The sequence below is a fragment of the Micromonospora parva genome (assembly GCF_000718515.1).
Taxonomy (GTDB): domain Bacteria; phylum Actinomycetota; class Actinomycetes; order Mycobacteriales; family Micromonosporaceae; genus Micromonospora; species Micromonospora parva.
On record NZ_JNZS01000027.1, the window covers coordinates 19,162 to 34,104 of the forward strand.

Consider the following 14,943-nt stretch of genomic DNA (forward strand, 5'->3'; position numbering starts at 1 on the left):
GCGGTGGGGCCCGGTCACCTGGCGGGACACCGGCGGGCTGGCTGGGCACCGTCGGACCCGACGATGGTGACCGGGCCCGAGCTTGCCACCACGCCGGCCTGGGCGGCGGCGTCGGACACCGTACAGATGATCTGGTCGGTAGCCGTCGGCGACAACGCCTGCGCCGTCCCGGTGACGCGCACCGTGAGACCACCGAACCGACCGGCCGTGGGCGTCACCTCGACGACCGGGTTCAACCCGGTCGGCACGTCGCTGGTCAGACCCTGGTCGCGTTCGTTCGGCTGCGGGCCGGCGGCGAGCAGGGCAAGTGCCTTGGTCGGTGAGGAATCCCCCCGGGCCGGGCGCAGGACCAGCACCAGTTCGCCCTGCGCGACCAGGTAGAGCCCGACTCCCTGCGCGGGGCCGCTGACCGCGGGACGACCGGTGATGACGAGGCTGGGCCGTACCCCGCACCCCGCCAGCAGCGGACCGAGCAGCAGTGCGCCGGCGAGCAGCGCCCGCCCGGTGCGCCGGCCGGTCACCGGGCACCCCCGGTGTCCGTCGTCTCGCGGGGCAGCCGGAGCGTGAAGACCGCGCCGCCACCCGGGGCGTTGCCGGCGACGAGAGCCCCCCGGCGCTCGCCGTGGCGGTGCAGCCGCGCGTTCTCCCAGGAGATGGCGAGGCCGAGGCCGCTGCCCTCGGAGCGGGTCCGCGCGGTGTCGGCCTTGTAGAAGCGGTCGAACACGTGCGGTAACACCTCCGGGTCCAGCCCCGGCCCCTGGTCGGCCACCTCGATGGTGACCCAGTCCGGATCGGCGCTCACGCGTACGGTCACCGGCTCGGCACCGTGCCGGAAGGCGTTGCCGACCAGGTTGGCGACGATGACGTCCAGCCGGCGGGGATCGAGCCGGGCCACCACAGCGGGAGGCAGGTCGGCGCGTACCCGGTCGGTCCAGCCGCGGATCCGCAGGGTCGCGGTCACCGCCGCGCCCACGTCCACGTCGTCGAGGGCGAGCCGGGCCGTGCCAGAGTCGAACCTGCTGATCTCGATGAGGTCGTTGACCAGGTGGGTGAGGTTCTGCGTCTCCTGGCTGACCAGCCGAGCGGCCCGGCCCGCGTCCCCGGGCAGGTGCTCGGCCTCCTCATCGAGCACGTCGGTGACCGCCGTCATCGCGGCCAGCGGGGTGCGGAGCTCGTGCGAGACGTCGGCGACGAAGCGGCGGGCGTCGGACTCCATCCGCCGCAGCTCCCCGACCTGCCGCTCCAGCGTGCCGGCGGTGTCGTTGAAGGTCCGCGCCACGTCGGCCAGCTCGTCCACGCCCCGGACCGTCAGCCGGGTGCTCAGGTCGCCCTCGCCGAGGCGGCGGGCCGCTCGGCCCAGATCGCGGACGGGTCGCAGGACCCCCCGGGCGGACAGCAGGGCCAGCAGGACGGCGAGCAGCAGGGACAACCCTCCGGTCCACCACGCCCTGGTGGCGAGCTGGTCGATGCTCTGCTGCTCGGGCACGAGATCGCGCACCGAATAGACCTCCAACCCGGACGGGTGGGCCGTGCCGTCGGGGCGCTCGAGCCGCAGTTGGGTGCCGATGAGCAGCCAGGGCCGCCCGTCCTGCGAGACACGCTGCCAGGCGATCTGACCGTCGCCGACCTCCGCCCGCAGCTCGGGGCTGAGCGGGGCGGGTGTCTGCGAGCCCTGTGCCCGCATGTCCCGGTAGATGACCACCGCGAAGCCCTCGCGGTCGGAGAGCCGCTGGGCCAACAGGTCCAGGTCGTTCTGGGTCGGCGGAAGCTGGGCGATCGGGTAGACCTTGGTGAGCTGGTCGGTCAGCGACATCACCGCGGCGTCCTGCGCCTGCTGGAGGATGACGGTCCGGGCCTGGAAGTAGCTGCCGCTGGCCACGACGGCCGTGGTGGTGACCCCGAGCAGCGCGAACGCCAGCAGCAGCCGGACCCGCAGGCTCGATGCCTGGGCGGCGACCGAGCGCCAGAAGGTCACAGCGGCCCGAACCGGTATCCGAAACCACGCACGGTCTGGATGAAGACCGGCGCCGACGAATCGGCCTCGATCTTGGCGCGGACCCGCTGGACGCACGCGTCCACCAGTCGCGAGTCACCGAGATACCCGTGCTCCCACACGGCCTCCAGCAGTTGCTGCCGGCTGAGCACCTGACCGGGCGTGTGCGAGAGTTCGAGCAGCAGCCGCAGCTCCGTGGGGGCGAGGCTGACCGGCGTCCCGTCCTTGCTGACCACCAGCGCCGCCCGGTCGATGGTCAACGCGCCGTGCTGTTCCAGGCCGGCCCGCTCGCCGCCGCGCCGCGAGTCGCCACCGGTGCGTCGCAGCACCGCGCGGATGCGCGCCTCCAGGACCCGGGCCTGCACCGGCTTGACCACGTAGTCGTCGGCGCCGGCCTCCAGGCCGGCGACCACGTCCATGTCGTCGTTGCGGGCCGTGAGCATGATGATCGGCAGGTCACCGAGCTGCCGGATCCGGCGGCAGACCTCGAACCCGTCCATCCCGGGCAGCATGAGATCGAGCACCACGACGTCGGACGGGGCCGCGCGCAGCCGCTCCAGCCCTTGCTCACCGGTGCCCACGGCGTGCACCGTGTGGCCCTGCCGGGTGAGCGCCAACTGCAGTCCGTCGCGCACCGTCTGGTGGTCTTCGATCAACAGCACCTGGGACATGTCGTCAAGTATCCCATCATGAGATCTTTCGGGCTTCGGTCGACGGCTGCGGCTGCGCGGGGCTCCGCACCGCCCTCGGCACCGCGAAATCCGTCGAACGCACCAGGAACACCACAGCGCCCACCAGGAACATCGTCGAAACGGCCGCGGCCACGATCGCAACCAGCGGCCCGCGCTGCACCGACGCGGCCAGACCGGGCACGACCACCACCAGCGCCCAGACCAGCACGACCAGCCCGACCGCCGCCTCGGCCAGCCCGCGCCAGAGGCCGCCGCCGGCCGAACCGCCGGTCGCGTCGTGGTCGGTGGGCCGGGCCGCCAACGCGGCCGCGGCCAGGAGAAACAGTGTCACCCCCAGCAGTACGCCACCGAGCACGTCGCTGAACCGGTGCCAGCCCGCGATCATCGTGGCGGCGGCGATCACCGAGACTCCCGCCGCACCCGGCACCGCCAGCCAGCGCCGGGCCCACCCGGGCAGGACCAGCAGAAACGCCAGCAGCAGGGCGGTCGCCGCCGCCACGTGACCGCTGGGAAAGCTGTTGTGGGTGGTGGAACTCTCGATCTGCAGGTCCGGGCGGGGCAGTTGTGTCTTCACCGCGCCGGCCACCAGCACCGCGCAGACGACCATGCCCACGCCGACGACGCCCGCCACCAGCCGGCGGCGCAGCACACCCACCAGCAGCACCACGCCGAGCAGGGCCGCGATGAGCGTCGGGTTGCCGAAGGTGGCCAGCGCGGTCTTGGCCGGGCCCACGAGCGCTGTCCGCTGCTCGTACCCGCCGCCGGATTCGGCGGGCGGCAGGAGCACCCCGTCCAGCCACTGCCCGGGATAGGTCCGCACGAAGACAGCGGCGGTGAGGGTCAGCGCGAGCAGACCACACAGCGCCGCGGCGAGCAGTCGGAGCCCCAACGGCACCGCCGCGCGGGCGTGGGGCAGCGGGCGCGCCGGACCGGGTGTCGGGCGCCCGACGGAGTACAGCGATCCGGTGGACATGGCGACCATGCTCGCCCCCGCAGGTCCGTACGCCGTCCTCGGATTGTCTTGGTTCTGTCACAACCACCCCCGCCGCTTCCGGAGAAGCGCATGGTCGGCGGTGGGGTCGGGTGGCCTGGTCGGCGCAACGGGATTCACATGCTTACATGCAACTATGTTTTACCCAGCCGAGATCAGCCACCACTAGGGTCAGGACGCCGATCGATGTCTCGGTCGGCGGTACGACAATCCATCCGGAGTGATGTGGGGAACCGGAAGGTGTTGGCACATGCAGGAAATTCCAGTCGCCAGCCTGGTCATCGGCATCGCATCCTCGCCGGCCGAGCGGCGACATCTGGCCCGGCTGCTCGGCGGCAGCGACGCCTTTCTGATCGTCTCGACAGTCGACCAGGCGCGAGAGTTTCTCGGGGTGGTCGAGGCGCCCGCCGCACCGGCCCCGCCGACCACCGCGGCGCGCGCCGAGGTGGCGCCGAGCCCGCAGCCCCCGCCACCGGACCTGGCGGTCGACTCCGACCGTCGGGTGCTGCGGTGGCGTGACCAGGAGATCGACCTGACCCGGTTGGAGCACGACGTGCTGCTCTGCCTTGTGCACGCCCCCGGGCAGGTGTGGACCTACGAGCGGCTGCACCTGGAGGTCTGGGGCAACCGGCACCTCGGCCGGGGCTCGGACATGCACTCGGTGGTCCGCCGGGTGCGCGCCAAACTCGCCAGGCTCAACGCCGCGGCGACGATCCACTCGGTACGCGGCGTCGGATTCCGGCTCGCGCCCGTCTGATCACCCCGGGCGCGGTCCGGCCCGCCTGGTCGAGGACCAGGCGGGCCGGACGTCACGCGACTAGTGCTCGGCCGTCAGCACCTGATGGGCGCCAACCCGAAGTTCTCCACCGTGGGGGTCGCGGTGTCGATCCGGGTCTGGCGGGTCTGCGGCTTCCAGCCGTCCTTGGCCACGATCATCGTGAGCGGGTTGTTGCGGCGGTCCACCCAGTAGGCGTACTTGCCCTCGGCATCGGTGGCGAAGGTGTACGACGCCGCCCACGAGTCGACCTGCACGACCGCACCGGCGAGCGGCGAGGTCGCACCCTGGCAGCTGGTGCCGGTGACCGTACCCATGAGCTTGCCCCAGGTCTTCGGGGGGTTCGCGGTCATGGTCACCGCGACCGGCGCGACCGAGTACGGGGTGTTCTCGGAGATCGCTACCGCGCCGGAGTAGGTGCCCGGCTGGTCCACGTTCGCCGTCAGACCGACGGTGACAGTGACCTTCGCACCCGGTGCGAGGGTGACCTCCGACTTGTCGACGGTCATCCAGCTGACGTCGGCGGCCGACTCGGAGCATCCCTCGAAGCCCGGGAGCACCTCACTCTCGGGAGCCGCGTCGAAGCTGCCGGACGAGCCGCCGATCTTGTAGAAGCCGCACGCCGCGCCGCCGCGGTACCGCGCGGTGTTGGCGTTGGGCAGGTTGGACCACGAACCGGCGGCCGGGTCGTAGGCGAAGCCGGCGTTGCTGATGGCCCCGCCCTGCGAACCACCGACGACGAGCAGCTTGCCGCTGGCGACGGCGTACGCGCTGGCCCAGTTGTCGGTCGGCGCGTCGGCGATGGCGGTCCACGTGTTGGCACCCGGGTCGAAGGCGTAGCTGGACTTCTGCGCGGCGGAACCGTCGTTGCCGCCGGTGCAGTAGAGGACGCCGTCGATCCCGCCGCAGGAGGCGAAGGCCACCGACTTCGGGTAGTTGGCCATCGTCTCCCAGGTGTCACTGGTCGGGTCGTACCGGACCACGCTGTTCGACATCGGCGTGCAGGACGCGGTCGTGCAGCCACCGACCGCGTACAGCTTGCCGTCGACGACACCCTGACCGGCCGCGGCCCGGGGCGCCGGGTTGTCGGCCAGCTCGGTCCAGGTGTTGGCCCCGGGGTCGTACGACCAGGTGGCGGAGTCCGGGCCGGCGTCGCCCCAGCCACCACTGACGATGATCTTGCCGTTCACCACGCCGGCGGTCACGGCGTTGCGGGCGCCCGGAAGGTCGGCGATCGCCGTCCAGGTCTGCGCGGCCGGGTCGTAGGCGTAGTTCTTGGTGGTGGACGCCTCACCGTTGCCGCCACCGAGCGAGTACACCTTGCCGTCCAGGTTCACCACCCGGTTGTCCATGATCGTGGCCGGGTAGTTGGCGATGTCGGTCCACGGCGCCGCGTTCGGGCCGACCGCAGCGGCAGCGGCCTTGGCCTCCTTGCCGGACGCCTTGGCGGCGAACGACGTCGGCACGGTGAGCCGCTGCTCCGGCGCGCCGCCGGACCCGAGCACCTGCTGCCGGGTGACAGTGGAGCCGTCCGCCCGCAGGAGTTCGAACCCGTTGTCCCGCTCACCGAACTTCACCTCGACCGGCGCGCCGCCGGTGTTGGTCACCGTGAACGTCTTGCTGGTCTTGCCGTTGGGCATCTGGAGGGTGGCGCTGAGCTGCGTCGGCGTCACCGACAGCCGGCCGGCCGCGAGCTGGAAGTTCGCGGTGGTCGCCCAGTCGGCCTCGACGTCGACAGTCTTGGCCTGGCCGACGTAGTTGCCGGCGGACGCGGTGAACGGGTGCTCGCCGGTCAGCGACGAGTAGATCCAGTAGAAGCCGTCGGCCAGCTCCGGGTCGTCCGGGGTCGCCACCGTGACGGCCTTCTCGGCGGGCCGGTCCTTGCTGGTGACGGTCGCGCCGTTGACGTAGCTGCCGTCGTTCTTGTCACGGACGTTGCCGACGACCAGACCACCGTCGACCGGCACGCAGGTCACCTGGCTGCCGATCAGGACGTTGTCGACCTCCCACCACCACTCGTACGAGGCGTCGTAGTAGTGGAACCGGACCTGCACCCGCGCCTGACCGGCGGCCTGCGGGATCGGGATCTCGGTCAGCTTCGGTCCCCGGACGTCCGTCTCCTGCCGGAGCACGTTGGTCCAGGTGGCACCGCCGTCGATGCTCAGGTCGACGTCGGCGGTGTCGTCGTTGAGCTGGTTGAAGTCCTGGTTGAACCGGATCACCGGGGCGGTGACGGCGGTCAGGTCGACCACCGGGCTGACCAGGGAGGTGTCCTGGCTGGTGCCCGCACCGTAGTCGTCGCTGTCGATCATCGCGAAGTTGCCGCTGCCGCCGGTCAGGTTGCCCCGGTTGCCGTCGTCGGTGAACTTCCAGACCTGACCGCTGCCCGCGTTGTCCACGACGGTCCAGCCGGCCGGCGTGGTGGTGGCGTCGAAGGTCTCGTACTCACCGTCGGAGCCGAACGTGTACCCGGCGGCGGTGGTGCAGTCGGTGGTGTCCACCGGCACGGCGACGTTGGCGGTGACGTTGCTCGAGCCGACCACTACCTGCTTGGTGACGGTCTGGTAGCCGGGGTACTGCGACTCGTACGTCAGGGTGTACGTCTGCCCGGCCGGCAGCTTGATGCTGTAGCGGCCGTTCGACGGGGTGGTGTAGTCGTAGACGCCGGACACGCCGGTCACTGTCACCTTCGCGTACAACGGCCAGCCGTGGCCGGAGCCGTCGGTGACCGCTCCGGTGACGTTGACACTCGGCACCGCGGTGAGGGCGACGTTGAGCGTCGTGGTCGTGCCCTTGGCGATGGTTGCCGTCGTGGTGGTGCCGCCGTACCCGAACGCCGCGACGGCGACCTGGTAGTCACCGGTGGGCAGCTGGGTCGAGAACTTGCCGTCGGCACCGGTGGTGAGCTCACGCTCGGACGGGCCGGTGAGCGTCAGCGTCGCGCCGGCGATCGGGGCGCCGGAGGTCGCGTCGGTGACGGTGCCGGCCAGCGTGCCGATGTCGCCGGTCGGGGCGGCGTTGAGCAGCGCGAGGGCGTCCAGTCGGCCTTCGCCGTAGACGTTGTTGTCGGCGGCGGTGCCACCGCACTGGTCGTCGGCCTTGTCGATCGCGGCGCCGTTGAGCAGTGCGCGGGTCGCGTTGACGTCACCGACCAGCGACGGCGCCGCCGAGTACAGCAGCGCGATCGCGCCCGCGAGGTGCGGCGCGGCCATCGAGGTGCCGCTGATGCTGCCGTAGGCGCTGCCCGGGATGCTCGACCGGACATTCACGCCCGGCGCGGAGATGTTGGGCTTGATCTCGCCGTTCTGCCCGGCGCCGCGGGAGGAGAAGCCGGCGACGTTGTTGTTGATGTCGTACGCGCCGGTGGAGTAGTTGCTGGCGAGGCTGCCCGGCGAGCCACTGGTCTGGCAGGCCGGTCCGCTGTTGCCGTTGGACCAGACGCCGAAGATGCCGGACGCGGCCCAGGCGTTCGTCACGTCCTCCATGAACGGCTCGTTGGACGGGTCCCGGGTGCCCCACGAGTTGTTGATGATGTTCGGTCGCTTGCTCGCGTCCGCGTTCTGACCGTTGAGGTCCAGCGGCTCCAGCATCCACTGACCGGATTCGATCAGGGCGGCGTCACTGGGGCAGCACCCGTTCGCCGCGATCCACCTGACCCCGGGGGCGACACCGATCTGGTTCGCGCCGTCGGAGCCGGCCATGGTGCCCATCGTGTGCGTACCGTGACCGTCGCCGTCGCAGGGAGCTGTCGCGCAGGCCCCGGTGGCGTTGGCGGCGTTGAACCAGTTGTAGTTGTGGTCGAAGGTCCCGTCACCGTTGTTGCCCCGGTAGGAGTTCACCAGCGCCGGGTGGTCGAACTGCACCCCGGTGTCGATGTTCGCGATGGTGATGCCCTCGCCCTTGACGCCGTACTGGGACCAGACGTCGTCGGCGTTGATGTTGGCGATGCCCCACTCCAGGGCGTTCACCGTCTTCTCGTCGGCGCCCTTCGTCGTCTCCGGCACCTTGTACGCGACCGGGGCGTAGAGGCCCTCGACCTCCGAGTGGCCGGCGAACTTCTGCGCCATCGCCAGCGAGCCGCTGTTCACCTTGATGGCGTTGGTGGCCCAGAAGGTCTGGTACTTCGTGCCCGAGCTGTCGAGGTCGGCCCGGATCTTGCCCTGGCTCGCCGCGGCGGTCTTGCGCAGCGCGTCCGCCACCGCTGTGCCGCGCTTCGACCAGTCCTTGATGGCGCTGGCCTTGCTCAGGTCCGCCCGGTCCTTGAACCGGATCCAGAAGTCCCCTTCACTCTTGGCCTGGAGCTGCTTGGCGAGTTCGGGTCGGATCTTGTCCCCGGTCGAGGTGCCCGCCCCCATCGCACCGCCCGGCGCGGCCTGCGCGCCCGAACCGATGGTGACCAGGCATGTCGCGGCGAGGATCGTCGCCGCACCGGCGCTCACCAGCGATCTGGCTGCGCGCCGCCATTGTGGACGTCTGAACATAGGTGCTGCCTCCCTCAGAACGACCCAGGGTGTAGTGGGCCATGGTGGACCTCCCCATGCACCGCGCGGGTCACGCCGGTTGCCCGAGTGGACACTATGATCGAGAAGAACGGACGATCAAGAACTTGCCGTGAGCAACTTGTCGCTAAGAGTCGCAGTGGCCGGCGGCGCGCTTGCCAATCATTGTCAGAACCGTGACGAGAGCTGGGCAGGGATGCCCATCGATCCCGGGTGGTGCGGTGGCCAAGGACGAGGCAACGGTGAACAGGGGTGATGCGGCCGACGAGCCGTTCCCGCTGCTGATCGCGGTCACCCCGTCGCCGGCCGAGCGCATCCGGCTCGCGGAGCTTCTCGACGGCATCGCGCCGCTGCTGCTGGTCGCCGACCTCGACGAGCTGCGCCGGCTGATCGCCGCTCCGCAGCAGGTCGCCGCCGCGTCCGAACCGGCGCCGGTCGCCACCCTGGTGATCGACTCCGCCCGCTCCAGCGCCCGCTGCGGAGATCGGGAGATCGACCTCACCCGGCTGGAACACGACCTGCTGACCTGCCTGATCACCGAGCCGGCCCGGGTGTGGAGCTACGCCGAGCTGCACCGGTCGGTCTGGGGTGACGAGGGGCGCGAACGCAAGGCGGACGTGCAGTCGCTGGTGAAGCGACTGCGCCGCAAGCTGACCGACCTGGGCACCGGGGCCACCATCGACGTGGTGCGCGGGGTGGGGCTACGGCTGACCGATCACCAGCAGGCCCGGGTCGAACGGGCCTGACAGCGACGTCGCCTGAACCGATCTCGACCGGAAGATCAGCAACAACCCCGGACCCCCCACGCTGTCGCCCCAGGTGACGACCGGTCAGATCAGCCCGGCCCGGGCCCACAGCAGACGCCCCGGCCCCGCCACCAGGCCGACACCCGCCAGGTTGGCGTGCACCCGCGCCGCCGACCAGCGCAGGGTGGCTCGCCAGTGCGGGTTGGCGCGGGCGGCGGCACGACCGACCGCCGGTGGAATGCCCACCGCCGCGTACACGTCGGGATGGACCAGGCGGTTGGCGATCGTGTAGGCGGCGCGGCCGACCAACAGCCGGGCGTACGCCATGCCCACCGGGCCGGTGGCCGCCACCGCGGCGGCCAACTCCTCGCGGGCGAACCGGACGTGCCGCGCCTCCTCCACGACGTGGATGCGGGAGACCATCCGGATCAACGGTTGGAGCGACTCGTCCGCCATGATCTCGCGCTGGAACGCGTCGAGGATCTCCTCCGCGATGAGGATCGCGGCGTACATCCGGGGGCCGCTGGCGGTGGCCTTGAGGAAGCGCCCGAGGTGGTGGTCCACAGTGCTCGCGCGGTAGACCGGGCAACCCATCGCCTCGATCAGCCGGCCGAACATGATGGAGTGGCGGCACTCGTCGGCGACCTCGGTCAACGCGTACTGGGCCTGGCGGCTGGTCGGGTCGGCGCGGTAGTACTCCCGGATCAGCATCTGCATGAGGATCGTCTCGAACCACAGCCCGGCGCTGGCGGCGCTGGCCACCTCGTGCCTCGTCAGTTCGACGCGCTGCTCCTCGCTGAGCCGCTCCCACAACGGCGTGCCGTAGAGGCTGCTGCGTTGTGGGGGCAGCCAGTAGGCGCCGGGAATGTGCGGGGCGTCCCAGTCGATCTCGACGGTGGGGTCGTAGCTGGTCCGCAGTGTGGACGTGAGCAGTCGCTCGGCGACCGCCGCGCGCTCGGTTTTCGCCGGTGCGGCCTCCATGACTCCTCCATATTGACGTGACGGCCGGTAACTGTTACGAGTAGTAGCATGCAATCGCCGCTCACTGATGTCAATGCATCCGACCCACCTCCGGCCGACGATCCGAAAGCGAAGGGCAACGGCCGCCGGGACCGCTGGGCAGACCATCGTGAGCACCGACGGCAGGAGTTGGTCGGCGCCGCCGTGCAGGCGCTGCTGCGACACGGCCCGGACGTCGACATGGAACAGGTCGCCGCCACCGCGGGCGTCAGCAAACCGGTCCTGTACCGCTACTTCGCCGACAAGTCGCAGCTCTGGGTCGCGGTGAGCGAGGTGGTGGCGGCCCGGGTGGTCGACGCCATCGCGCCGGCGATCGAGCAGGTCCGCGAGGAACGTGACCTGGTCGAGGCGACGATCGACGCGTACCTCGGGGTGATCGAGTCACAGCCCACGCTCTACCGGTTCCTGATGCGACAGTCCGGTCAACCCGGCATCCACCAGGTGGTCGCCGGCACCAGCCGGCAGGTCGCCGCCGGGCTGGCCCGGGTGATCGGTGACCGGTTACGGGCGCTGGGGCTGGACGCCGGCCCGGCGGAGCCCTGGGCGTACGGCCTGGTGGGCTTCGTGCAGGCGGTCGGCGACTGGTGGACCACGCACGGCCAGCCGATCAGCCGGGCCGCCCTCACCGACTACCTGACCACTCTGCTGTGGAGCGGCATCGAGGGGGTACGCGCCAGCGCCGACCTGCCGCCCGAGCTGACCCGCGCCCACGAACGGATCGTGCCGTGACCTACCACGGCCCGGCGGGTGTCGAGGGCATCTCGGTCCGGGTGCATCTCAGCGGGCGGTGGGAGCCGGTCGACGGTCGCTTCCACTGGGGTGGGCGGATCGAACCGGCGCCACTGGTGACCCACCTGCTGCGCCGCGGGCGGCGCGACGTCGAGGTGCGCATCGCCGACCGGGTCCGACCCGCCCGACTGGCCGAGGTCGACCCGTGGGGCGGCGTACGCGTCACCGGCGTGGGCGATCCGCCCTGGCCGCCCGAGCCCGACCCAGCCGCCGCAACCGAGCCCACGGAGGAGTGAATGGAGACAGACGTTGCCATCATCGGCGCCGGCTTCGGTGGCCTGGGCGCCGCCATCCGCCTGCAGCGGGCCGGCTTCACCGACTTTCTCGTCTTCGACCGGGGTGACGACGTCGGCGGCACCTGGCGGGACAACAGCTACCCCGGCTGCGCCTGCGACGTCCCGTCGCACCTCTACTCGTTCTCCTTCGCGCCCAACCCGAACTGGTCCAACACCTTCTCCGGTCAGCCGGAGATCTGGGACTACCTGCGCGGCTGCGTCGACCGCTTCGGGATCCGCCCGAGGTTGCGGCTGCGCCACGAGGTGCACGAGGCGAGGTGGGACGATCAGCGCCAACGGTGGCTGCTGCGCACCTCCGGCGGCGAGCACACCGCCCGGGTCCTGATCTGTGCGGCCGGCCCGCTCAGCGACCCGGCCATCCCCGACCTGCCCGGGATCGACGAGTTCGCCGGCACCGTGTTCCACTCGGCGCGGTGGCGGCACGATCACGACCTCACCGGCCGCCGCGTCGCGGTGATCGGCACCGGCGCCTCCGCCGTCCAGTTCGTGCCCCAGATCCAGCCGACGGTCGAGAAGCTGACGCTCTTCCAGCGCACCCCCGCGTGGATCATGCCGAGGCTGTCGCGCCGGATCAGCGCTGTCGAGCAGGCCGCGTTTCGCACAGTGCCCGGCGCGCAACGCCTCGCCCGGGCACGGCTCTATCTGCTCCGCGAGAGCCTGGGCCTGGGCTTCCTGTACCCGGCGCTCAACCGCTTCGCCTCCCGGCTGTCACTGCGTACGCTGCGCCGGCAGGTCCCCGACCAGCACCTGCGGGACAAGCTCACCCCCCGGTACACGATGGGTTGCAAGCGGGTGCTGATCTCCAACGACTACTGGCCGTCGCTCACCCGGCCCAACGTCGACGTGGTGACCGCCGGCATCGCCCGGCTCGTGCCGGACGGCCTCGTCACCGACGACGGTGTGCACCACGCGGCGGACACGGTCATCTTCGGCACCGGCTTCCATGTCACCGACTCCCCCGTCGTGCGGCGCATCCACGGCCGTGCCGGACGTAGCCTGAGCGAGGCCTGGACCCCGAGCATGCACGCGTACCGGGGCACCACCATCGCCGGCTTCCCCAACCTGTTCTTCCTGCTCGGCCCGAACACCGGGCTCGGGCACACCTCGGTGGTGCTGATGATCGAGGCGCAGTTGCGCCTGGTCCTCGCGGCCCTGCGGCACATGCGGGCCACGGGCATCCAGGCCATCGAGCCCACCGCGCAGGCGCAACAGCGCTGGACCGAGCGGATCGACCAGAAGATGGCCGGCACCGTCTGGCAGACCGGCTGTTCGAGCTGGTATCTCGACGCCACCGGCCGCAACACCACCGTCTGGCCGGGCCTCGCGACCAGCTTCCGGATGCGTCTGCGCCGCTTCCGCCCGGCCGACTACCGGACCGTTTCGGCCGGCAGCACCCCCAACGACTCGGAACGGGAGCATGCCGATGCGCTATGACCTGGCCGGCAAGACCATTCTCATCACCGGCGCGGCGCGCGGCATCGGGGCGCAACTGGCCCGCGAGGCCGTCGCCCGCGGGGCCCGGGTCGCCCTCGTCGGCCTGGAGGGCGAGCTGCTCGAGCGGCTCAGCGCCGACCTCGACGCGCACTGGTACGAGTGCGACGTCACCGACCAGGCGGCGTTGGACGCCGCCGTGGCCTCGACCGTGGACCGCTTCGGTGGCATCGACGTCGTCGTGGCCAACGCGGGCATCGCGAACCTCGGCACCGTCGCCGTGGGACCGGTCGACGCGCTGGTCCGTACCGTCGAGGTGAACCTCTGCGGCGCGATCCGCACGGTCAGCGCGGCGCTGCCCCACGTCACCGCCGCCCGTGGTCACGTCCTGATCGTCTCGTCCGCCGCGGCCTTCACGGCGATGCCCGGCATGGCCGCCTACTGCGCGTCCAAGGCGGGGGTGGAGCAGTTCGCCAACGTGCTGCGCCTGGAGACCCGCCCGCAGGGCGTCACCGTCGGCACCGCGCATCCGATCTGGATCGACACCGACCTGGTCCGCGACATCCGTGACGACCTGGCGTCGTTCCGCACCGCGCTGCGCCGGCTGCCACGGCCGCTGTCCACGGTCGTCCCGGTCGAGCAGTGCGTCGAGGCCCTGCTGCGCGGTGTCGAGCGCCGCAGACGCAAGGTGTACGTGCCACGCTCGCTCGCCGTGGTGCAGGCGCTGCGACCGGTGGTGCTGAGCGGCTTGACGGACGCGTTGATCACCAGGTTCGGCGGCCGGACGATGGTCGACCAGATGGAGGACGAGGTGCGCCAGCTCGGGCGGTCCTTCGGCAGGACGTCGGTGGGAGGGCGGTCATGACAGTTCATTTCCGCCGGGCGGGCAGCGGGGAGCCGCTCGTGCTCGTCCACGGCATCGGTCACCGTCATCAGGCGTGGGAGCCGGTGTTCGACCGGCTCACCGCCCACCACGACGTGATCGCGCTCGACCTGCCCGGGTTCGGGAACTCGCCGGTGCCCGGCACCGGCATGCCCGCCGACATGGCCGCCACCGTGGCCGGGGTCCTGCCGGTCCTGACCGGGTGGGGGCTGACGCGTCCGCACGTCGCCGGCTACAGCCTCGGTGGGGCGATCGCCCTGGAACTCGCCGCCGCCGGGGCGGTCGCCTCGGCCACCGCACTTTCCCCCGCCGGCTTCTTCACCCCGGCGGAGCGCCGCCGGGCGCTGGCCATCCTCCGGATGCTCCGGGCCAACTCGTACCTGCCCACGCCGATCATGCGGGTCGCGCTGCGCTCGGCGTACCTGCGGGCGTTGTGCTTCGCGCCGCTGATGGCCCGCCCGACGCTGCTGGACGTCGAGCGCGCGCTGGGCGACGCGCTCGCCCTACGCCGTGGACGCGGCTTCAACGCGGTGGCCAGAGCCGCCCGCGACTACCGCTTCGACTGCCATCGACTGTCCGACCCGGCGGTGCCGGTGACCGTCGGCTGGGGCGACCGCGACCGGATCTTCGGCGTTCACCAGGCCGAGCGCGTCCGGGCGGGCCTGCCGGCGGCACGGGTGGTGACGCTGCCCCGTTGCGGTCACGTGCCGATGAGCGACGACCCGGACCTGGTCGCCGCGCTCATCCTGGAGACCACCGGCGCCGTCCCCCGCGGCGACCGGCCGGATCCGTCGGTTGCCGTCTGACGGTCCCGAGTCAGGAAGATCA

13 protein-coding genes are annotated in these 14,943 nt (G+C 71.4%); 7 read left to right on the forward strand and 6 right to left on the reverse strand.

From position 1 onward, the window contains the following. Window positions 1-14: 14 nt before the first annotated feature. From IF22_RS0127645 to IF22_RS0127660, 4 genes are read right to left on the reverse strand one after another with little or no spacing between them, the layout of a single operon-like run. Window positions 15-521 (reverse strand): hypothetical protein, encoded by a 507-nt coding sequence (locus tag IF22_RS0127645; protein WP_245233750.1) that lies wholly within the window; start codon window positions 519-521, stop codon window positions 15-17. Further along, complete coding sequence (locus IF22_RS0127650; RefSeq protein WP_030337015.1) at window positions 518-1,975, reverse strand: sensor histidine kinase; 1,458 nt, start codon at window positions 1,973-1,975, stop codon at window positions 518-520. Before IF22_RS0127650 ends, IF22_RS0127645 begins: the two co-directional genes overlap by 4 nt. Beyond that, on the reverse strand, window positions 1,972-2,664 hold the full coding sequence (locus IF22_RS0127655; RefSeq protein WP_030337016.1) for a response regulator transcription factor: 693 nt from the start codon (window positions 2,662-2,664) through the stop codon (window positions 1,972-1,974). The genes IF22_RS0127650 and IF22_RS0127655 overlap by 4 nt, the downstream gene beginning before the upstream one ends. Before the next feature lie 16 nt (window positions 2,665-2,680). Next, window positions 2,681-3,658 carry a phosphatase PAP2 family protein gene (locus IF22_RS0127660; RefSeq protein WP_167337348.1) on the reverse strand — a complete coding sequence of 326 codons (978 nt, stop codon included), beginning with the start codon at window positions 3,656-3,658 and terminating at the stop codon, window positions 2,681-2,683. Between the two features lie 268 nt (window positions 3,659-3,926). On the opposite strand from IF22_RS0127660, the gene IF22_RS0127665 reads away from it, so the two are divergent. After that, the gene (locus IF22_RS0127665) at window positions 3,927-4,433 is read left to right on the forward strand and encodes a winged helix-turn-helix domain-containing protein (protein WP_030337020.1); all 507 of its coding nucleotides are present in this window, start codon (window positions 3,927-3,929) and stop codon (window positions 4,431-4,433) included. Between the two features lie 74 nt (window positions 4,434-4,507). Here the strand turns inward: IF22_RS0127665 and IF22_RS0127670 are convergent, their stop codons facing one another. Further along, the gene (locus tag IF22_RS0127670) at window positions 4,508-8,890 is read right to left on the reverse strand and encodes a S8 family serine peptidase (RefSeq protein ID WP_245233751.1); all 4,383 of its coding nucleotides are present in this window, start codon (window positions 8,888-8,890) and stop codon (window positions 4,508-4,510) included. A 302-nt stretch (window positions 8,891-9,192) separates the two neighbouring features. Here IF22_RS0127670 and IF22_RS0127675 point away from each other — a divergent pair, with 302 nt between their 5' ends. After that, window positions 9,193-9,696, forward strand: coding sequence for a winged helix-turn-helix domain-containing protein (locus IF22_RS0127675; protein WP_245233752.1), 504 nt, complete (start codon window positions 9,193-9,195; stop codon window positions 9,694-9,696). A gap of 84 nt (window positions 9,697-9,780) precedes the next feature. Here the strand turns inward: IF22_RS0127675 and IF22_RS0127680 are convergent, their stop codons facing one another. Beyond that, entirely contained in the window at window positions 9,781-10,677 is an 897-nt protein-coding gene (locus IF22_RS0127680) for an AurF N-oxygenase family protein (protein WP_030337025.1), read from the reverse strand. A gap of 48 nt (window positions 10,678-10,725) precedes the next feature. Here IF22_RS0127680 and IF22_RS0127685 point away from each other — a divergent pair, with 48 nt between their 5' ends. From IF22_RS0127685 to IF22_RS0127705, 5 genes are read left to right on the forward strand one after another with little or no spacing between them, the layout of a single operon-like run. Continuing rightward, the gene (locus IF22_RS0127685) at window positions 10,726-11,445 is read left to right on the forward strand and encodes a TetR family transcriptional regulator (RefSeq protein ID WP_030337026.1); all 720 of its coding nucleotides are present in this window, start codon (window positions 10,726-10,728) and stop codon (window positions 11,443-11,445) included. After that, complete coding sequence (locus IF22_RS0127690) at window positions 11,442-11,741, forward strand: DUF4873 domain-containing protein (RefSeq protein ID WP_030337027.1); 300 nt, start codon at window positions 11,442-11,444, stop codon at window positions 11,739-11,741. The genes IF22_RS0127685 and IF22_RS0127690 overlap by 4 nt, the downstream gene beginning before the upstream one ends. Beyond that, window positions 11,742-13,235, forward strand: a complete 1,494-nt coding sequence (locus IF22_RS0127695; protein ID WP_051708821.1) for a flavin-containing monooxygenase — start codon at window positions 11,742-11,744, stop codon at window positions 13,233-13,235. Then, window positions 13,225-14,097, forward strand: coding sequence for an SDR family oxidoreductase (locus IF22_RS0127700; protein ID WP_030337031.1), 873 nt, complete (start codon window positions 13,225-13,227; stop codon window positions 14,095-14,097). Before IF22_RS0127695 ends, IF22_RS0127700 begins: the two co-directional genes overlap by 11 nt. Further along, a complete protein-coding gene (locus IF22_RS0127705; RefSeq protein WP_036412430.1) occupies window positions 14,094-14,921 on the forward strand; it encodes an alpha/beta fold hydrolase in 828 nt (275 codons plus the stop codon). The genes IF22_RS0127700 and IF22_RS0127705 overlap by 4 nt, the downstream gene beginning before the upstream one ends. Window positions 14,922-14,943: the final 22 nt, after the last annotated feature.